16 protein-coding genes are annotated in these 20,516 nt (G+C 42.8%); 9 read left to right on the top strand and 7 right to left on the bottom strand.

Annotated features, from left to right (window positions below; genetic code table 11):
• Nucleotides 1-529 precede the first annotated feature (529 nt).
• On the top strand, nt 530-841 hold the full coding sequence (locus QUD05_RS06970) for a DUF6679 family protein (protein WP_185580559.1): 312 nt from the start codon (nt 530-532) through the stop codon (nt 839-841).
• A gap of 54 nt (nt 842-895) precedes the next feature.
• Here the strand turns inward: QUD05_RS06970 and QUD05_RS06965 are convergent, their stop codons facing one another.
• Complete coding sequence (locus QUD05_RS06965; protein ID WP_289795432.1) at nt 896-2,566, bottom strand: MBL fold metallo-hydrolase; 1,671 nt, start codon at nt 2,564-2,566, stop codon at nt 896-898.
• On the opposite strand from QUD05_RS06965, the gene QUD05_RS06960 reads away from it, so the two are divergent.
• Nucleotides 2,565-2,891, top strand: a complete 327-nt coding sequence (locus QUD05_RS06960; protein WP_289800141.1) for a hypothetical protein — start codon at nt 2,565-2,567, stop codon at nt 2,889-2,891. The two genes, QUD05_RS06965 and QUD05_RS06960, sit on opposite strands and share 2 nt — an antisense overlap.
• On the opposite strand, the gene QUD05_RS34305 is transcribed toward QUD05_RS06960, so the two are convergent.
• The 4 genes from QUD05_RS34305 to QUD05_RS06945 all read right to left on the bottom strand — a co-directional run bounded on the left by QUD05_RS34305 (nt 2,867) and on the right by QUD05_RS06945 (nt 8,985).
• Nucleotides 2,867-2,989, bottom strand: a complete 123-nt coding sequence (locus tag QUD05_RS34305) for a DUF8629 family protein (protein WP_094329843.1) — start codon at nt 2,987-2,989, stop codon at nt 2,867-2,869. The two genes, QUD05_RS06960 and QUD05_RS34305, sit on opposite strands and share 25 nt — an antisense overlap.
• A gap of 201 nt (nt 2,990-3,190) precedes the next feature.
• Nucleotides 3,191-3,658 (bottom strand): DUF29 domain-containing protein, encoded by a 468-nt coding sequence (locus QUD05_RS06955; RefSeq protein ID WP_289795431.1) that lies wholly within the window; start codon nt 3,656-3,658, stop codon nt 3,191-3,193.
• 369 nt (nt 3,659-4,027) lie between these two features.
• Nucleotides 4,028-7,210 (bottom strand): efflux RND transporter permease subunit, encoded by a 3,183-nt coding sequence (locus QUD05_RS06950; protein WP_289795430.1) that lies wholly within the window; start codon nt 7,208-7,210, stop codon nt 4,028-4,030.
• A gap of 284 nt (nt 7,211-7,494) precedes the next feature.
• Nucleotides 7,495-8,985, bottom strand: a complete 1,491-nt coding sequence (locus QUD05_RS06945; protein WP_289795429.1) for an efflux RND transporter periplasmic adaptor subunit — start codon at nt 8,983-8,985, stop codon at nt 7,495-7,497.
• A 539-nt stretch (nt 8,986-9,524) separates the two neighbouring features.
• On the opposite strand from QUD05_RS06945, the gene QUD05_RS06940 reads away from it, so the two are divergent.
• The 3 genes from QUD05_RS06940 to QUD05_RS06930 all read left to right on the top strand — a co-directional run bounded on the left by QUD05_RS06940 (nt 9,525) and on the right by QUD05_RS06930 (nt 12,763).
• Complete coding sequence (locus tag QUD05_RS06940) at nt 9,525-10,406, top strand: Npun_R2479 family HD domain-containing metalloprotein (RefSeq protein ID WP_289795428.1); 882 nt, start codon at nt 9,525-9,527, stop codon at nt 10,404-10,406.
• A gap of 106 nt (nt 10,407-10,512) precedes the next feature.
• The gene (locus QUD05_RS06935) at nt 10,513-11,628 is read left to right on the top strand and encodes an ABC transporter permease (RefSeq protein ID WP_289795427.1); all 1,116 of its coding nucleotides are present in this window, start codon (nt 10,513-10,515) and stop codon (nt 11,626-11,628) included.
• A gap of 481 nt (nt 11,629-12,109) precedes the next feature.
• Nucleotides 12,110-12,763, top strand: a complete 654-nt coding sequence (locus tag QUD05_RS06930; RefSeq protein ID WP_289795426.1) for a DUF4241 domain-containing protein — start codon at nt 12,110-12,112, stop codon at nt 12,761-12,763.
• 369 nt (nt 12,764-13,132) lie between these two features.
• Here QUD05_RS06930 and QUD05_RS06925 read toward each other — a convergent pair whose 3' ends face one another.
• Together QUD05_RS06925 and QUD05_RS06920 are read right to left on the bottom strand one after the other, a co-directional pair.
• A complete protein-coding gene (locus tag QUD05_RS06925; RefSeq protein ID WP_289795425.1) occupies nt 13,133-14,158 on the bottom strand; it encodes an ABC transporter permease in 1,026 nt (341 codons plus the stop codon).
• A gap of 173 nt (nt 14,159-14,331) precedes the next feature.
• Nucleotides 14,332-15,984, bottom strand: coding sequence for an ABC transporter substrate-binding protein (locus QUD05_RS06920; RefSeq protein ID WP_289795424.1), 1,653 nt, complete (start codon nt 15,982-15,984; stop codon nt 14,332-14,334).
• A gap of 529 nt (nt 15,985-16,513) precedes the next feature.
• Here QUD05_RS06920 and QUD05_RS06915 point away from each other — a divergent pair.
• The 4 genes from QUD05_RS06915 to QUD05_RS06900 all read left to right on the top strand — a co-directional run bounded on the left by QUD05_RS06915 (nt 16,514) and on the right by QUD05_RS06900 (nt 20,457).
• Nucleotides 16,514-16,840 carry a hypothetical protein gene (locus QUD05_RS06915; RefSeq protein ID WP_289795423.1) on the top strand — a complete coding sequence of 109 codons (327 nt, stop codon included), beginning with the start codon at nt 16,514-16,516 and terminating at the stop codon, nt 16,838-16,840.
• 438 nt (nt 16,841-17,278) lie between these two features.
• A complete protein-coding gene (gene psbB / locus QUD05_RS06910) occupies nt 17,279-18,808 on the top strand; it encodes a photosystem II chlorophyll-binding protein CP47 (protein ID WP_289795422.1) in 1,530 nt (509 codons plus the stop codon).
• Between the two features lie 113 nt (nt 18,809-18,921).
• Nucleotides 18,922-19,029: a photosystem II reaction center protein T gene (locus QUD05_RS06905; protein WP_084227385.1), complete on the top strand. Its 108-nt coding sequence runs from the start codon at nt 18,922-18,924 to the stop codon at nt 19,027-19,029.
• A 294-nt stretch (nt 19,030-19,323) separates the two neighbouring features.
• Nucleotides 19,324-20,457, top strand: coding sequence for a 30S ribosomal protein S1 (locus tag QUD05_RS06900; protein WP_289795421.1), 1,134 nt, complete (start codon nt 19,324-19,326; stop codon nt 20,455-20,457).
• Nucleotides 20,458-20,516: the final 59 nt, after the last annotated feature.

Here is a 20,516-nt window from a genome sequence, read left to right as displayed (position 1 = left end):
CCCTTACGCTGTTGCCTTTTTTCAGACAAAAACCTGAAAAACTGAAAACTATTTGGGTGTTGTTGTTGAAAAGCATCAAGGTCAGCAAGAGAATGAGTTAAGATCAGATACAAGTGGGTAAAAGTAAAGCTAAGTCCTCGGACTTCCCAGTAATGCCAATGATTAAAAGTAGGCAAATTAAACAACCGCAATCAACGATTGTTTTGGAGTATTCTTTATTACATAATGGTAGGAATGACTCACCAACAAATATAAACCTGGTTAGGACAGGTACCGAATTGTTTGACTTCTATAGAAGCAGACATTCCCTAGAATAAGCTGGAGAGAGATTTAGTTCATTGGTAGAGCATCTGATTTATGACCCAACATTATCCTGATATTTTGACAACCATAAGCAAATCTTGGGATTGGGTTATGAAGCGTACTTGTTCTAAACAGTGAAATTAACCTCTTAAAGGTGTAATGTAATGGGGTAGAACCCAGATTTTGACAGGTTTAACTACGTTGTTTAAAAAGGCAGAAACAGTACATGCTACACCGCAAGATTTATCAACTGTGTTGCGATGGGCGCGAGGTATGTGTTTTCTTGCGGGACCAGCAACGCTGGATTGAACGCGCCCGCATCATAGACATAGAGGGAGATTTAGTGACCCTACGCTATGAAACAGAAGAAGAGGACGAAGTTTGTTCTTGGGAAGAAATGGTTCGCCTCGAGAGCATTGGTGCTGTAACGCAAAAATTGGCTTCAGTACCACGCGGTAATGTAGAACCTCTGATGACTGAAGATTGTCCCGAAGCAGAGCGCATTCCCAACCGTTACACTGACTCAAATCCAGAATAATTCAGTGCTGAGTGTTGAGTGCTGAGTAAAAAATCCTAACTCAGCATTAAGCATTCAGGACTCAGGATTAGATAAGCCTTCAAAGGCAGGACAGTAACCTTCGAGAGTTACCTTAAAGTTATACAACGGGGAAGCTGGGTTCCAACACCGCTGCCCCCTTTGATGTCGGCATGTACCACAACAGTCTACATCTGTCCATGTATAGCGATCGCTGTTTTGGTTGAGCAGTTCTCGTTGAGACAATCCCCTTAATACTAATTCTTCCCCTTGCCAACGAGCTTCGATTAAACCAGTATCGGCAAATTGCCGCCAACGCGGATCGGCAGTAATCACATTGGGTAGGGTAATTGTGATTACTGTTCCCAACTCTGTCAGTTCGCCTTCGTAGTTAGTCTCAGGTGCTGCTGGTTGTAAAAATGTGTCGCCGATGGGCAGTTCTACTAAGGTATCAGCCGCCGGGGAATGTACGTGGTAGCGGTTTTGCAACTCCTCTAAGCTAGTCAAGTCTGCCAAGTAAGCAGGAGAACCGTGGACAAAAACGACGTGCTGGGGTCGCAAATTATGAATTAGCTGCGTAGTACCAGGGCCATCACTATGCTGAGCTAAAAGATAGCTTTCGACAGTGGTGGGCGCTAAATATTCTTTGTTAACTTTTATATCAATTTTTTCTGGCAAGAGAATCAGCCAAGGCCCGGTGTCCAATTGGCAATGTTCGCCTAAATCAGATGTCGAATCGGTGAGGACAATACAAGGTGACTTGCCTACACTGGGGCGATGTTCTGGTTGTAACCGACGCACGCGGGGACGTACCCGTTCATCCCAAAATAAGGGTTGATGGCGGGCAAAGTTCTGCACCGATGGGGGGAGATGGGGTAGCAGTTCGAGGTATGCATCACACCCAGTAGCGACAGCACCATCTACCCAGATATCTAAATCTCGTCCGGTGAAGTGGTGATGCGATCGCAAGAGCATTAATAATTCTTGACCCAATCCTAAAGCCGGGGTGGGAAGGATTACAGAACAATGGTCAGCGATCGCTCGATTAATTCGCTCGGCTAGTTGATTTTCTTGGTTGCGGCGGTGAGGATGACGGGATGTGCCATAACTACCTTCAATGATTAGCACATCTAAGTCTAAGCCCCGCAGTTCCTCTAAACGCAAACCTTCTACCAAGCGAGAGTTAGATAAGAAAAAGTCCCCTGTATACAGTAGCTTGTAAGTACGCTGTGGGGTGGTGTAGGTCAGAAGAATTGCCACTGCTCCTGGTAAATGCCCTGCGGGAAATAATTCTGCTACCAAACCATCTTGAAATTCTACAGGCGATCGTAATGGCAATGCATGACAAAATTGGGAAATTTTCTCAGGGTCTTCGTCTAGCCAATTCAGTGGCAGTAACTTGCTAGTCACCTCACTACCATATATGGGTAACTTGGGAAAAGCTTTATGCAGCGCCAGTAACCCTTTAGCATGATCTGGGTGAGCGTGACTAATCAAAACTAAATCTGCTGGCTGGGGCAAACTAGTTCCACCTACCGACTTAGTAAGCCCCTTAGCCAGCGATGAAATATTTTCAAAACCACAGTCCAAGAGGATGCGGTGTGGGCCCATTTTCACCAATAAACATACGCCCTCATTGTCATGCTGGACACTATAGGGCAAACATTCTAATTCACTACCCGCTTCCGCAGCATCTACGCGAGAGGATGCCGACAGATTATCCCTCATGCTCTCCTCCCCTCAAACCTCATCATCATGGACATATCCCAAAAGCCAAAAGTTACACAAATTTTGGTTTTGTGACTTAGGGGTAAGTTTTATCGTGCGCCCCTACACCCTGAGAATACAGATTTTTGATTGGGGAGGACGCCTCCACGAACCCGCACTGGTTCGGAAAGGTGGGCTAACGAAAAGCCATCAAGCTAGTAAGTTAAGGAGTCTGGCTCTTGTTTTTTTCCCTTTGCAAGTTCTGAGCTATTTTAGTCAAATCACCCTACAGCAAGTCGCCAAAGGGTCTACAGACTTATCTCAATGTGCCGAGCCGTTACCGTGATAGTCATCTGAATCATAGAATCCATTTTTCGTGCCAAAAAATAAGCACGAAAGCGTAAATATAACTGTTAACCCGGCTAGAATCAGCTTTACATCCATTTGTCTGCTGCCCTTTACTCAAAGACTTTCCTATATTAATTTAGTGCTTCCGCAATCAAACGGAATCACTAGAAAATCTTTACTATGCTTATGTGGATTGGGCAATAGGTAAAGTTACCGCAATCAGTCAGATTGTAGAACCTTTCGGTCAAGCTGTCTATCCATCTAGATGTAAAGCAATATGACAGCAGGAACAAGCCTCTACAGCCCGTAAAAATCCTCATCTAAAATCTGCTCAATGGAAAAAGGACAAACGGTGGGATACTCACTTTCTTGGGGTATCCGAATCCCAAACTTAGCCAACTTACCTTCTTTAATGGCTAGCTTGCGAGCATCTGGGTAGGCTTTTTCCACTGCCTCTACCAGAAAACTTTTTAGAGAAGGAGTATCTGCTAAATTATTCAGAACTTGCTGACGATGTTCAAGTATTGAGCTATACCAGTTTCCTTTCATGCCATCAGGTACATCATACTGAACTCTTAATTTGAGTAAATGCGCCAACAAAATTGTCAGATTGCTTTTCAGAGCATTTTTCTCTGCCTTACCCAAATCAACTAGCTCCTCAATCAAATGCTCAATATCTAACGCCTCAAATTCATGATTTTGTAACTGTTGAATGGTTTGCTCAATCCATAATTGCAAATCTCGATCGTATAGCGGGTTAGGCATTTCTCAGATTAGCTCCTAACTATTCATATCATGTCCGCTTGATTACTTACTAAACCCCAAGAACCCCACCCCGCCAAAGCTGCGCTTTGTCTCCCCTCCCGAAGAGCGGGGAGGGGTGCAATGACTGTGGAAATCATAAATAATTATGCGGACATGATATCACTCACAGTTCGCCCGGAAGTTTATTCGATCATAGCGATGAAAGCGATCGCACATTGTATGTATATCTACTCTGGTGAATCTGTTTGTTATAATTCCCAGTGGTAAATGCGATCGCACAACAGGCACAGGGGCAAAAGCAATACGATTCGGCGGGCAGGATGCCTACCCCACAACAATCATCCCTTAATTCAGCAACGCCTACAATCATTATTGGCGCGATGGTTTTTTACCAAAGCCATAATGCAGTGTATGCATAATCCAAGTTTGAAAGTTGTCAATGTAGCTAAATATCACTGGCACTACCACTAGTGTCAGCAGGGTAGAAGTTGTGAAACCGCCCATAATAGCAATTCCCATCGGTTGGCGAACTTCAGAACCCGCACCAATTCCTAATGCTAGGGGCAAAATACCTGCGATCGTTGCAAAAGAAGTCATTAAAATTGGGCGCAGACGTGATACGCCTGATTCAATGAGTGCCTGACGTTGGGTTTTGCCTTCTTGCATGTTGATGATTGTATAGTCTACTAACAGAATCGAGTTTTTGGTGACAATCCCTAACAGCAACACAATCCCAATTAGGGCATATATTCCCAAGGGTTTTTGAGCAACCATCAACGCTACCAATGCGCCGCCTAAACAAAAGGGTAAGGCTGCCATAATCGATAATGGATGAAGAAAGTTGTTATACAGCAGTACCAGAATTGCATAGATACACATTAATGCCAGCCCTAATGCGCCGCCAAAGCGCCCAAAAATATCTTGCATAATTTTGGCACTGCCTGATGGTTGCTGTACTACCCCTGGCGGTAAGTTTTGCATTGCAGGTAGTTGGTTAATTGTTTGCACCGCCTCTCCTAAAGAAAGCCCTTGCAAATTGGCTTCTACAGCTACTTGACGGGCGCGATCGTAACGGTTGATGGTAGCAGGGCCGCTACCAAAGCGGATATCTGCCACTGCTATGAGGGGAATCAATCTACCATTTTGACTGGGGACTTGGAGATTTGTGATTGTGTTGATGTCAGCCCGCGCTTGCGGATCGATTTGCACGCGAATGGGGATTTGACGATCGCTTAAATTAAATTTTGCCAAGTTGGCCTCATTATCGCCGATGGTGGCAAGGGAAGCAGTCCGAGCGATCGCTTGCACTGTCACTCCCAAATCTGCTGCCCGTTGGGGGTTAGGAATTACTAAAATCTCTGGTTTTACCAAACTTGCAGTCGAAGACACTTCTACTAATCCGGGTAGCGATCGCATCTGCTTTTCTAGGGCATCAGCAGCTTGATTCAAGGCTTCGGGATTTTCACTTCTGAGGACAATTGATAAACCTTTACGACTGTCACCCGGTGACTGACTTTGAAAACTAATTCTAGCTCCTGGTATTTGCTCAAAGTCAGGACGCACTTGTTCCTCAAACTGTTTTTGGGAAATATTTCGTTTTTCTCTAGGTTTGAGATTAATGGTAAGGCTGGCAGAATTGATCTCTTCTGTTGCTAGTACACGTTCAACTACCGGGTTTTGGCGGATGATATCAGTTGCTTGTGTGACTACCTTGTTAACGTCTTCTAATGTGGAACCAGGAGGTAATTCTATAGATACGCTGGAAATTCCAAAGTCGCCATCATCAACGAAACCTTTGGGAATCAAGGGAACCAGCATCAGACTGGCAATAAAAAAAGCTAATGCGATCGCCATTGTTGTCAATCTATGGCGTAACGCCCACTGTAAAAGCGATCTATAAGGTTGAAACCCTTGACGCTTTTCATCTCCAAGTTTTCTACTTCCCTTCCCGCCACCTGGAAGTATAAATTTAAAATTAAAAATTTTTATTATTCCCCTCTGCCCCTCTGCCCCCCGGTCACTGAGCCTGTCCTGAGCGTAGCCGAAGGGCGTAGTCGAAGTGTGCCCCTCTGCCTCTTTTAAAAGATACGCCCCCATCATCGGCGTAACCATCCGCGCGACAAGAGTTGAAAAAATTGTGGAAACGGCAACGGTAACGCCAAATGGTTGAAAAAATTGCCCTGGAATTCCACCCATAAAAGCAACGGGCATAAACACTGCAATAATTGTCGCTGAACTTGCGATTACTGCTAATCCTACTTCGTCGGAAGACTCAAAAGCAGCTTCCCAAGCCGACTTGCCCATAGCGATATGCCGTTCCATATTTTCAATTTCCACAACGGCATCATCTACTAAGTTGCCCACCGCCAGCGCTAATGCCAACAAAGTCATGTTGTTGAGGGTGTAACCAAGGGCTTGCTGCACTGCAAATGTGGGAATTATTGATAGGGGTAAGGCAACAGCAGTAATTAATGTTGCTCGCCAGTCCCGCAAAAACACTAAAATAACGATGACCGCCAACACCGAGGCTTGAATCAACTCATCAATGGTGCTTTGGTAAGATTGGCGGACAATATCGGCCCTAGTAAAAATTAAATCTAACTTGACATCTGGGGGAAGGGTTTTTTCCAGTTGTTTGACTGCTGCTTTTACTCCTTCTTCCACTGTCACCAGAACGCTGCCAGTACTACGCAAGACTTGGAAAGCTACCACAGGTTGATTATTTAAACTGGCGGCTTGGCGCACGTCACCAAATTTATCTTCTACAGTTCCCAAACTGGATAAAGGTACGGAACCTCCTTGTGGTAATAGGATTTCGTAAGTTTTCAAAATATCCACACTGGTGGCACTTCCTAATGTGCGGATACTTTGTTCGCTACCACCAACTTCGGCACGTCCGCCAGGTAGGTTAATGTTCAAAGCGCGGATTTGGTCGTTTACCTGAGTGGCGGTAATCGCTAAAGATTGTAAGCGGTCTGGATTAAGATTAATGCGAATTTCTCGGTCAACGCCACCCACACGCTGAATTTGTGCTACACCACGAACTCCCAATAAGGTGCGGCTAATAGTTTGGTCTACGAGATTACTTAATTCTTCTACAGAACGCCGATCAGATTTAACCGCGTAGGTAATCACCGGGCCGCCGGCAAATTCCAGACGTTCCACAATCGGATCGTTGATGTCTTGGGGTAAATCTTGGCGAATTTGAGCGATCGCATTTCTAACATCATTGGTGGCGCGATCGCTATCTGTACCCAAAACAAAATTGATTGTCGTCTTAGAATTCCCATCGCTAACGGTAGAAATCATGTAATCGATATTACCCAACCCCGCCACAGCATCTTCAATTTTTTTCGTCACTTGGGATTCTAGTTCTGCTGGGCCTGCACCGGGTTGAGTGACTTTGATCAAAACTGTTGGCACATCAATATTTGGGTTAGTATCAATCCCCAAGGATATGAATGAGAACCAACCCACAACGGTCAAAATTAAAAATAAAACTATGGTGGGAACAGGTTTTTTAATCGACCAGGCTGAGATATTAAAAGACATTGGGAAATTTTAGATTTGGGATTTGGGACTTCGACTACGCTCAGTCGAACGATTGGGGATTCGACATCTCAGGGTAAAAATCCAGAATTCAGAATTTAGAATTCAGAATTCAGAAAACTTTAATACTCAAGCTTGATAACACACCAATTCGCTCAAGTCGAGAAATCTTATCAAGACTGCCTTATCAATTGACTGCTCGACTTCCCGCTAAATCACTCACTGATTGGATTCAAAATTCTGACTTCTGACTCCTGAATTCTGACTTCTGAATTCTGACTCCTGCTTCAATCTACAACTCGAACCCGATCGCCATCTTTGAGATAGCCAGCACCATCAACGACAACGCGATCGCCTAACTGTAACCCACTCTTGATTTCCACTGTGTCGTTATTACCAGGATCTCCTAACTCGACTTTCTGACTGCTGACTGTATTTTCACCCGATAAGATGAATACAATTACACTTGCGTCAGCTTGGGACTGCACTGCTTTTTGTGGCACTACCATTTTCATCCCTGAGTTAGTGGTAATTGCAGCACTAGCAAACATTCCTGGTTTCAGTAAAGTTGTTGGTGGTAAGTCAATTTTCACTGTCGCTTCCCGTCTTTGATCGTTCAGCTGTGGTTGTATATCTCTGACTCGTCCTTGCGATCGCACCCGCCGATCGACATCAGAAGTAATTTGCACCGATGCGCCAATTTTCACCTGAGTTAGTTGAGTTTCGGGCACCTTCGCCTGAAGTTCTAGCTTTTCATCTCGGATAATCGAAAATAGTTTTTGTGTGCCACCAATCACGGTTCCCACCTGGGTTTGCGGCGGTACACCAGTCACATCACCAACTCTAGCTAGTTTTTCGGCGATTACTCCCGAAACCGGCGCACGTACCACAGTTTGTCCTAACTGAGTTTGCAGTTGTTGCACCTTAGCAGCACTGCTTTTGACATCGGCTTTGGCTTTATTGACGATCGCTTGGGCGTTATTAATGTTAGCTTGGGCACTGCCGATATTAGCCTGGGCACTACGTATATTTTCTTGGGACAGGTTCACAACTTCTATGGCAGTTTTCACAGCGTAAGAACGAGTATCAAGTTCTTGTTTGCTAATTGTCCCAGAGTCAGCGAGTTGTTGATAGCGCTGATAATTCTTGCCTGCTTCCTCTAACCTCGCCTTAGCTTGAGCTAAATCGGCTTGTCTTTGCTGGACTATTGCTTTATTTGATGCCAAATCTGCTTGTTTCGATGCCACATCTGCTTGTTTCGATACCACATCTGCTTGTTTCGATTCTACATCTGCTTTTGCTTGGCTAATTTGGCTTTGCAGTATGGAACCATCTAACACCGCCAATACTTGACCTTGTTTGACAAAAGCTCCTTCTTTGACATTTGCGGGGATGCTTTTAATTTGTAAACCGTTTGTTTGCGGTAGTACCGGAATTAAATCACTCGCCGCTACAGTCCCAGTCGTTTTAAGGGTACGGACAACACGGGCAGTTTCTACTGTGGCGACAGTGACTGTCATCGCTGGGTTAACTTTTTTATCCGCTACGGCGCTTTGTTGACGGGATGGAAAACGATTTAATAGACTCATCACAACCAAGGCGATCGCAATTCCTAAACCAGTACCCAAGAATAATGGCTTCAACCATGCCTTGGTTTGTTTTTGATCTGATTTGCTTAAAAAACTCCTATCTTCAGAGGTTATAGCTTCTTCCACCTCAACTTCTGAAAGACTTTCATCGCTCACAGTTTCACCTCTACTTGCTGTCTGTCTATCCATACCAAATTTTGGTATTTTCTTAAGAAAACTTGAAGTTTATTTACTTCGATATCAACTATGACGTATTTCATAGTAAATGTCTTTGATCTGCAATAGTATATAATACAACTTTCTCACTAAGAGAAATTACTACTAAAAAGCGATCATAAATTTTATGTAAGTTATGATACAAAAAATTCTCTAATCTTATAGAACTACTCTATGTCACACACCATCTCTATTTAGATCACTGTCAACCAAGGCTTAGATATGAAAAACTGATATAGCTCATCTAGATTTATCTAATTAGAATCGAAAGTATTTATGTACCTTGGTACACCAGGAAATTATTTTTTATACGTAATCAACCATTTATCTAAAGCCTTTGTTTTGCCAAAAGCCGTGTATCCAGGTACAGATAAAGCTAGCGTCTACAGCTACACGTGAGTTACAAAGGAGCAAACTCCATTGCCTTAGATTCCAGCAAGGGTGGCCTTGATTATGGAATTTTGAAATCAATCAAATCAATAAAAAATTGGTATTTACCAGAGTAAGCAGATATGTTCAATGCCACTGAAATTTTAATTGATGCCTTTGTAAATGAAATTCGAGACGGCTACCGTCGCACTTATGGCTGCTTTAAAAATGATTATCAGGATATTATCGCCTGGGCAGGTAACATGGCTTTGGAAAACATTGCCAATAGCGACGCCCTTTATCACAATGTTGAACACACAGTCCTAGTCGCCCTAGTGGGGCAAGAAATTTTACGTGGTAAACATATTAGGGAAGGCGGTGTTTCCAGTGAAGACTGGTTGCATTGTATTATTTCCTTAGTGTGTCACGATATTGGCTACGTTAAAGGGGTTTGTCGGCAAGACCGAGAAACAGCAAACTTATATGCCACAGGTAAAAATGGCAGAATGATTTCTGTGGCTGCTGGTGCTTCTGATGCCAGTTTGACGCCGTATCATGTTGATAGAGCCAAGCTTTTTATTGATGAGCGTTTTGGAGGTCACAAGTTAATAGATGCTGAGGCAATTAAGAGCAATATTGAATTGACTCGATTTCCGGTACCTGCGGCAGAAGATCATCAAGATACAAGGTGTTTTGCCGGATTAGTCCGGGCTGCTGATTTGATTGGTCAACTAAGCGACCCACGTTACCTGAAGAAAATTACTTCTTTATTTTACGAATTTGAAGAAACTGGTGTAAATAAAGTTTTGGGCTATAAAACCCCTGCCGATTTACGCAATAACTACGCTAAGTTTTACTGGAATGGCGTATATCCCTATATTCAAGAAGGACTGCATTACCTATCATTGACACAACAGGGAAAACAAATTCTTGCAAATCTTTACTCAAACGTGTTTGTTGTGGAACATGAAAAACAACAAGAAGAACAGCAAAGGTATTTAGAGCAGTTAGCAGTTAAGAGCTAAGAGTTGGGAGTTAGGAGTTTAGGAGTTGAAAATTATTAATCATGAGTTATGAATTAAGATAAAAACTTAATAACTCATAACTCCTAACTTATAACTCCTAACTACTATGGATTGGTGGCGACGACTGAAGAAAAATCCTTTGGCACGATTTGGGGCTATTTTACTGTTAATTTTCTATATAGGAGTAATTGCAGCTGATTTCGTAGCTCCTTATGACCCCTATGCTTCACAGCCTAATGGTTCACTGCTGCCACCAACTAAGATCCACTGGGTTTCTCAGTCAGGGCAGTTTATCGGCCCCCATGTTTATCCGACGACTCAGGGAGATACTAATTTAGAAACAGGCGATCGCAAACTCATTGTAGACTTCAAAAATCCATCACCTCTGCGTCTATTTGTCTCCGGGCCAGAATACCGATTGTTGCAGATGAGTTTGCCATTACCCCCGAAGTGGGATGAAGTCACGATCTTTCCTGGTATTCCCTTAAATTGGCATTTATTTGGGACAACAAGTGGCACAAAAGTCAACATATTGGGTACTGATGACCAAGGGCGCGACCAATTCAGCCGCCTTTTACATGGCGGTCGCATCAGTATGTTTATCGGGATTTTTGGCATTATCATTACCTATCCCCTTGGTTTGCTCATTGGGGGAATTTCTGGCTATTTCGGCGGTGTAACTGATAGCCTAATTATGCGCTTGGCAGAAGTGCTAATGACTTTCCCTAGTATTTATCTTTTGGTGACATTGGGCGCAGTCTTACCAGCGGGTTTAAGTAGTACCCAGCGCTTTTTGTTGATTGTGGTGATTACTTCCGTTATTAGCTGGGCTGGTTTAGCACGAGTCATTCGGGGACAGGTACTATCAATTAAAGAGCGAGAATTTGTCCAAGCTTCGCGTGCAATGGGCGGGAACCCACTTTATATCATCCTCCGCCATGTTTTACCGCAAACGGCTAGTTATGTAGTTATCTCTGCGACTCTTGCAATTCCCAGCTTTATTGGTGCAGAGGCGATATTGAGTCTCATCGGCTTGGGTATTCAACAACCAGACCCCTCTTGGGGAAATATGCTTTCTCTGGCTAGCAATGCTTCAATTTTGGTGTTGCAACCTTGGCTAATTTGGCCGTCAGCTGTGCTGATTATCCTCACAGTGCTGGCATTCAACTTACTCGGTGATGGGCTGAGAGATGCACTTGACCCGCGCAGTTTAAGAAGATAAGCCTTCAATAAATAGCAAATGGGTACTCCGATATAGCAAATGCGATCGCCCTTTGATGTCGCTTAATGTGGGGTTAACCGACATTGCGTTAAAAGCGGCTAATTTAAAGCAATATACGTTGGTTAATGCGGGGGGTGAGTGGTGGATGAATTTGAAGAATTTATCAGGGGACGTGCTTTGGCTCAATTATTAGAGCAAGAAGCTGGAGTTGCCAAAAGATTGTAAGAATAATACTATCAAGTGGCCGCAGAACAGAACTTAAGCAAGAAAAGTGTTTGTGTTTAAAAGTTTTAAATGTGTTCGTGCCTAAAGTTTGCTAAGAAAATCAAGTAACAAAAATTTGATTAATTCGTTTTTAATGCTGTATTTGTGAGGTTTTCAGCCGCCTGTTCGTCGCAACTGACTTGCGCGGTCGAGTCTATCTCAATAGATTTGTATAAGATTGGAATTAATGATCCTTAAATAAATAATCTGATAAAAGATGATAAATATTGATTTATCAAAAGCTTTCCAAACAGGTCAAAGGCTAAATACACGATTTGGTATTTTTATTCTTAATCCCTATAAAATTGGGAAACTAAACTTAACTTCAGGAAAATTAATAGCTTGTGATCCCCTAGTTTTTCCTGGCACAGACCCCTTTAGTCCCAATTTTAAGACTGGTTGTTATCCAGTTTTTTTGAGCATTGCACGCAACCTTAATAACGAAGAACCAATGGTTGCTTATGCTATGGTTCAGATTAGCGAAGTAACCGCAGTGCGATGGGAATTAGCTACTAGAGTTGGTGAAAAATTAAGTGATTTAAAAGAAGGAGAGGGATTTTTTGGTTATGGAGTTGATTCTGGAATAGGGTGCTTTATGGATGCGGATGCTGCTCAAATTATTATTAATAATACTTGGGAAACAGAAATTTATGAACACACTTTAGCTTGCAAACTAGATAATTTACTCGAAGAAGAAAATAGCCTTGGCGTAATGTTGGCTAATATGTGTGTCAATGAGTTCAATAAAGCAAATGTTATTGCATTTGCAACGGCGTTGGGTGATGGGTTTTATTATACTTACTTTGGATACGATACGAATAATAATGTTGTTAACGTTATTACAGTGAGTTTATCTGGATATCTCCAGTAATAAAAAAGTAATAATATTTTCTGATATTTAACTCGAAACTATAAAAGACAAGGTTTTCAGTTGCCATTACTGTGTACCTTGATTGCGAGGTCGAAACTAAAGCAAACGCAATAGAAAAAATTAAATTGGTGCTGCTTAATAACATTCATAAGTAGACGAAACAGAAGGTTTTGCTACGATATAAAGTTAGCTTTCAATTGTTTAACTCCTTTGCCTGACTAATGAAAAGTTTTTTCTAAATCATTAAGTCGGTAGGCACGAGCAAACTAATATATTTTTAGTTTTGTAAAAACAGTGAAATAGTGAATATTATCTCAAAGATGTGAATAAAATTATTGGGATTTTAGCTAGTGGCATTTCTCAAGAAATTTAATATCGAATTCGCGGATCTACATAAGCGTTTAAAATATCAATCAAAATGCTGGCACTGACAACGATCGCACCAAAAAACACCAGCACTCCCTGGACTGTGGGATAATCGCGATCGGCGATCGCTTGATAAAGTCGATTAGCTAAACCAGGCCAAGAAAATGTTACCTCTGTCAAAATCGCTCCACCCAACAGAGACGCAAAAGTTAATCCCAAGACTGTAATCACTGGAATTAAAGCATTCTTTAAAGCGTGAGAGGCTAAAATCTTATTTTCACCAATACCTCTAGCTCTAGCCGCTTCTACATAATCTGCTTGCAAAGTTTGCTTTAAATTCACTCGCACAATTCGCTCAAAAATCCCACTGAGCAAAATTCCTAGTGTGAGACTCGGTAGAGCCAGATGGTGTAAGGATGTGAAAAACTGAGTGAAATTTCCACCGAGCAAGCTATCAATTGTATACAATCCAGTGACAGTAGTCGGAGCCGATAGATTGGGCGGAAACCGGTTGGAATTAGGAAACCAACCCAATTGGACTGAGAAAATCAACTGCAAAAGCATTCCCGCCCAAAACATCGGAAGTGCGTAGGTGATGATCCCAAATAAGCGCCCGCCGACATCAAAATATGTCCCAGGACGGGAAGCTGAAAGAGTTCCAACTGCAATGCCGACGATGAGTGCAACCGCCATACTACATACTGCTAACTCCACTGTCGCCGGGAAATATTGCCCAATGATGTCCCAGACATTTTGTCCGCGACTCATTAAGGAGGTTCCCAAGTCAAAGCGCAGTATGCTTCCCAAATAATTTAGATACTGTAGCCACAACGGAAGGTTTAAACCAAGTTGTTTTCGCAATTCTTCTTTAGCTGCTTCTGGCGCACGTCCACCAAGAATTGCATCTGCTGGATCTCCTGGTGTTGCTCTTAGTAAGAGAAATACAATGGTGATGATCGTTAATAGTTGAAGTGGCGCAAGAAGCAACCGAGAAATAATGTAATATTGTAAAGCTTTAGAACGAGACATAAGGAATTTAAAGTTTAAGATTCAAAATACAATTTTAGGAACTATTTTAGCTATCACCTAAATATATATTAAACATGAAATTTTTATTGAATAGTCAAAAGTCAATGGTCAACAGTTATTACTAATGACCAATGACTAATACTTCGACTACGCTCAGTACAAGTGACCAATGACTACTTTTTAAGTGTCTGGTAAACCAAAATTTGGGTAGGGTTAAGTTTTACGCCATTAACACCATTTCGGGCAAATACATAGTCTTTGTTTTGCCATAAAGGAACATAAGGTACATCAGTAGTAACTTGCGTTTGAATTTCGGTAAAAATTTTCTGACGCGCTTCGGGATTTTGTTCTTTGCGTTGCCCATCAATCAGTTTATTTATGGCTTCGTTATAGTAGAACGAACCCTGAGTTTGACTGCCTCCATCTTCGCATCCTTTCGCAGCAGAACCTTTGTCACAAGACAAAAATGGCTGGACGTAATTATCTGGATCTAAAAAGTCTGGATACCAATCAAGTAAAGCTGCCGGATACAAACCTTTGGCAATATCTTTAAAGAAGGCAGGCCCTTCCGCTTGGGTAATTTCAAATTGCAGTATTCCATCCATTTTGACATCCACAAGAGATTTGAGTGTCTGTGCTGCCAAACTCCGAGTAGGTGAACTAGAAGGATACCAAACTTGCACTTTTGCAGGATTCTCTTTGGAGAAGCCAGCGGTAGTTAATAATTTTTTAGCTTGATCGAAGTTAGCATCGCCATATTTATCTTTGAATAATGGCACAGAAACTTTAAATGTTGTGGGAATCATGCTATATAGCGGATCTGCTTGACCAAGTAACACCCGCTCATTTAAAAGTGGACGGTCAATTATGGATGCGATCGCTTGTCTTACCTCTAATTTATCTAAAGGCTTTTGATTCCGGTTTAATACCAGATAACTTACTACACTACCTTCAGCTGCGATCGCTTGCCAATCCCCTTTTTTACCACCTTCTTCCAAACTCCGATTTTGATCTGGTTGCAGCGATAGATAAGCTACATCGATTGCACCTGTACGGAAAGCATTAAACAAATTAACTGGACTAGTTTGAATTTGGAGATTAACACCTTTGTTAGCTGGTTTTTCTCCCCAGTATTTATCAAACACATCAAATCGGATGGAATCAGTACCATACTGTCCTAATTTGTAAGGGCCAGTTCCCACAAAAATATTCGGTTTGAATTTACCAGCGCCGACTTCATAAGCTTTTGGCGAAACTGCACAAATTCCAGGAAATGCCAGCAGTGAGGGAAAAGCTGCAAAGGGCTTTTTCAACTTGATGGTTAACTCATACTCGCTTGTAGGTTTGATAGAATCTACTATATCAGCTAGTAAGAATGAGGGTTTTCCTTTATTTTCAATAAATCGCTGAATGGTAAAGGCCATTGCTTGAGCATTGAAGGGAGTACCATCATGAAAAACTACTCCCTGGCGTAAAGGGATGGTATAAGTTAAGCCGTCTTGACTGACTTTGGGTAATGCTGTAGCTAATTGGGGTTTAATTTCGGTGCTTCCTGGTTCGTAGTTGTAGAGGCGATCGCTCATATTAAACACTAAGCCTAAAGATGCTAACTCATAAGCATCAGCCGGATCAAGGGTTCTGGGCTTTGCTGTTGTACCGATAGTAATACGACCATCACCTGTAGGGGTATTTACAGAACCGGATGGTGGCGTAGAAGGTTGCGGACGAGGAGCGCAACTAACAACTAAAAATAAACATAGACAGAACAAAGATAGGAATTGTGTAATCCGACCCCACCGTTTCACGGACAAGGAAAACCAGGTCATAGCAATAATATATTTGATATCAGCGGTCAGCAATTTTACTATATTTATGACTCTTATGCTGAATCTTCACAATTTAGAGTGGTTCTTGTTTCGATGGAACCCTCCGTAGCCATCTCAATCAAAAATTTGTGGCGGATACTCAACTTCATAATTAAGTTTACTGCTACTGTGTGATGCCTACGCCCATGCACTGTTTGGTTACAAAAAATCATTGATAAAATACAGAATTTGAAATTTAAGATTTGTTAAGTATTGAAAAGTTTTTATTTAATTAAAATTTTACAACATTGGTTAAATTTGTCTTAAATTCATGGTTACTAGGAAAATAGGTCTTGTTAAGGTTTGACCTTAGCCCAAGTAGTGTACGTTGAGATTTTAAATGTTGCTGCTTGGGAACAGATACCGATAGAGCGGTTTATCGTCAAGATTGGCTGTATTGTCAAAAAGAAGAGTGTTTGAACATCAGCGACTAAAGCGATCGCGATATTGTTAACAGCAGATTGAAAGTCGAAATAGTGAGACTAAGACCGTGAAGTATTTCTTTCTATCTGAGGGATGGGCAGTTGCAAGAGTTTGGGCATCTGATGGACTCTGGCAAATAACTGCATGGCGACGCCAACCAGATATTCAGCGCATGAATATTTGTTTAGTCGAAGAAAATGAATTGCTCTGGCTTTATCGAGTTGAAGAAGCCGTTTTAACCGTAGAAGTGAAGCCAACAACACCAGTAATTGGTAGTCAGACCATCGGTCAAGTAGTACTCAAGCGTCTGATGAGCGCTGAACAGGTAATCGAACGCCTGGGTACAGCCGAGGCGAAGTGTCAACTGCAAAATATCCACTTGGTGGTTCAGTAGATATGGGGCATGGGGAGCAGAGGGGATAAAACTTATTACAACTTCTCTTCTCCCCTGCTCCCCTGCTTCCCCACTCCTCGTAAAGAAAAGATAAGAAAATTTAATCCCTGACGAGTATTGGTAGCGAAAAAACTTAGAGATGCTACGCGATCGCATCAATTTACACGCTTGCAAACAATTCCATCAATAGTTACACTTTTTAAAACATTCTCATTTTTGCTTGGCGATGGCTACCCTACATAGGTAAACCTCCCGAAGCGAGTAAGCATTGCCAAAGCACCCACGGTGTATGACTTATTAAGACTAAGCTGTGGTAATACTCTGGCTCTGGCAATAACAAAAAACAAGAGAGAGTTTTATGAGTGGCGATTTTCGTCTCTCATAACCTCAGTAAGAAAATTGCTTTGTAAACTAACTCATCGAGGAGGAGCGTAGTCGATGGGACTACCCTGGTACCGAGTACATACAGTCGTTCTGAATGATCCAGGGCGACTGATTTCTGTACACTTAATGCACACAGCCTTAGTAGCAGGCTGGGCTGGTTCGATGGCACTCTACGAACTAGCTGTTTTTGACCCTAGCGATGCAGTTCTCAACCCAATGTGGCGTCAAGGGATGTTCGTCCTACCCTTTATGGCACGTTTGGGCGTCACCCAATCTTGGGGTGGTTGGAACGTTACTGGTGGACCATCAAGCGATCCTGGCTTCTGGTCATTTGAAGGCGTTGCTGCCGCTCATATTGTTCTTTCCGGTCTGCTATTTTTAGCCGCCGTATGGCACTGGGTTTACTGGGATTTGGAACTCTTTAGAGATCCCCGCACTGGTGAACCGGCTCTCGACTTGCCAAAAATGTTTGGCATTCACCTGTTCTTATCTGGTCTACTTTGTTTTGGATTTGGTGCTTTTCACGTCACCGGACTATTTGGGCCGGGGATATGGGTTTCTGACGCCTATGGTATAACTGGCGCAGCACAGGCAGTAGCACCAGAATGGGGGCCAGATGGCTTTAACCCCTATAATCCTGGTGGCATTGCGGCTCACCACATTGCCGCTGGTGTTGTTGGTATTATTGCAGGCTTATTCCACCTGACAGTTAGACCCCCCGAACGGCTCTACAAAGCCCTACGGATGGGGAACATTGAAACAGTACTTTCTAGCAGTATTGCAGCAGTCTTCTTCGCTGCTTTCGTGGTTGCTGGTACTATGTGGTACGGTAACGCCGCCACACCCATAGAATTGTTTGGTCCCACCCGCTATCAATGGGATCAAAGCTACTTCCGTCAAGAAATTCAGCGCCGCGTCCAAACTAGTGTTGCTCAAGGTGCAACCCTTGACCAAGCCTGGTCGCAAATTCCCGAAAAGCTGGCTTTCTATGATTATGTTGGTAATAGCCCCGCTAAAGGCGGTCTATTCCGTACAGGGCCTATGGTGAAGGGTGATGGTATTGCCCAATCTTGGCAAGGTCACGCCGTATTCAAAGATTCTGAAGGACGGGAATTGACCGTGCGTCGTCTCCCCAACTTCTTTGAAACCTTCCCAGTGATTTTGACTGATGCAGATGGAATTGTCCGCGCTGACATTCCCTTCCGTCGGGCAGAATCTAAGTATAGCTTCGAGCAATCTGGTGTCACCGTTAGTTTCTACGGTGGCAATCTGAATGGTCAGACCTTTACAGAGCCAGTCGATGTGAAGAAGTACGCCCGTAAGGCTCAAGGCGGTGAAATCTTTGAATTTGACCGAGAAACCTTGAACTCTGATGGTGTATTCCGCACCAGTCCTAGAGGTTGGTTTACCTTTGGACACGCCGTATTTGCTCTGCTGTTCTTCTTTGGTCATCTCTGGCATGGCGCTCGGACAATCTACCGAGACGTATTTGCTGGTGTTGACGCGGATCTTGAAGAGCAAGTTGAGTGGGGTCTGTTCCAGAAAGTGGGTGACAAATCAACCCGCCGGAAAGAAGCCCTTTAATTTCAGTGCTGAGTTCTGAGTGCTAAATTCTGAGTTAAGGCTCTGACTTAGCACTCAGGTGACTCAGCATTAAAAACTTTAACAACTGGCTGGATAAAGAGGAAATCGTAATAATGGAAAGCGTTGCGTACATCTTGATTTTTACTCTGTGTATAGGTACTCTCTTCTTTGCGATCGCATTTCGCGAACCCCCTCGCTTTGAGAAACCAAAAGATAAGTAGATCCTATCCATAGACTTTTAAGCGGATTTAATCTTAATATCCGTTGCTACTAAGTATGGTGGCAACGGATATTATTGTGTTCGTCCTTTGTTGGTTTTCACTACTAAGTAAATGACAAATCATTTTTATATTGTGATATAATTTCCAATCTTGGGAGTAGATATGTGTTAATGCTAGCTTTTCTGCGCTAGGATAAAAAAGGATGTTTTGTGTAAGCTGCCATAATACTGCTTACATAACACATCGCGCTTGTCGCACCACCTTTACGGAGACTAGAACCAGGAACAAATCAGCATGGTCAATCAGAATTTAACCGCTACAGAAATTGGATTCACTCACGAAGATTTCGCTGCTCTACTTGACAAATACGATTATCATTTTAGCCCTGGTGATGTTGTCCCAGGAACAGTTTTCAGTATAGAGCCGCGCGGCGCTCTGATTGACATTGGTGCTAAAACCGCAGCATATATACCTATACAAGAAATGTCTATTAACCGGGTGGATAGCCCGGAAGAAGTATTACAGTCAAACGAAACACGCGAATTTTTCATTCTTACCGATGAAAACGAAGATGGTCAATTAACCCTTTCCATTCGCCGTATTGAATATATGCGGGCTTGGGAACGCGTGCGGCAGTTGCAAGCAGAAGATGCTACTGTCCGTTCTGGCGTGTTTGCAACCAATCGTGGTGGAGCATTGGTACGAATTGAGGGATTACGTGGCTTTATCCCCGGTTCTCATATCAGTACCCGCAAACCAAAAGAAGAATTGGTAGGTGAAGATTTACCATTGAAATTCTTAGAGGTTGATGAAGAACGTAACCGCTTAGTTCTATCTCATCGTCGAGCGCTGGTTGAGCGGAAGATGAACCGCCTAGAAGTCGGCGAAGTAGTAATAGGTACTGTTCGTGGCATCAAACCCTACGGTGCTTTCATCGACATCGGCGGCGTGAGTGGTCTACTACACATTTCTGAGATTTCCCACGAACATATTGATACACCTCATAGCGTGTTCAATGTCAATGATGAAGTGAAAGTTATGATCATTGACTTGGATGCAGAAAGGGGTCGCATTTCCCTATCTACCAAGCAGCTAGAACCCGAACCCGGCGACATGATTAAAAACCGGGATTTGGTCTACGATAAGGCAGAAGAAATGGCTGCTAAGTATCGCGAACAGCTATTAGCCAAGCAGCAAGGTGCTACTGCTGCGGCTGCACCTGCGGAAGTTCTTGCAGACGAAGATATTCCACCAGCAACAGAACTTGACGAAGATATTCCACCAGCAACAGAGCTTGACGAAGATATTCCAGTAGTTGCGGCAATTGAAACAGAGATTCCAGCAGCGACGGAAACTGAAGAAGAAATTCCAGCAGCGACGGAGACTGAAGAAGAAATTCCAGCAGTTCCAGCAGCTATTGAAGAGTAATAAATTTTTTATAGTTTTACTTGTCTTTAAGTAAGAGTATTAAATCATTTTATAAAGAG

This window comes from Nostoc sp. GT001, from assembly GCF_030382115.1.
GTDB lineage: Bacteria > Cyanobacteriota > Cyanobacteriia > Cyanobacteriales > Nostocaceae > Nostoc.
This window is presented reverse-complemented; position numbering and strand designations above follow the sequence as displayed.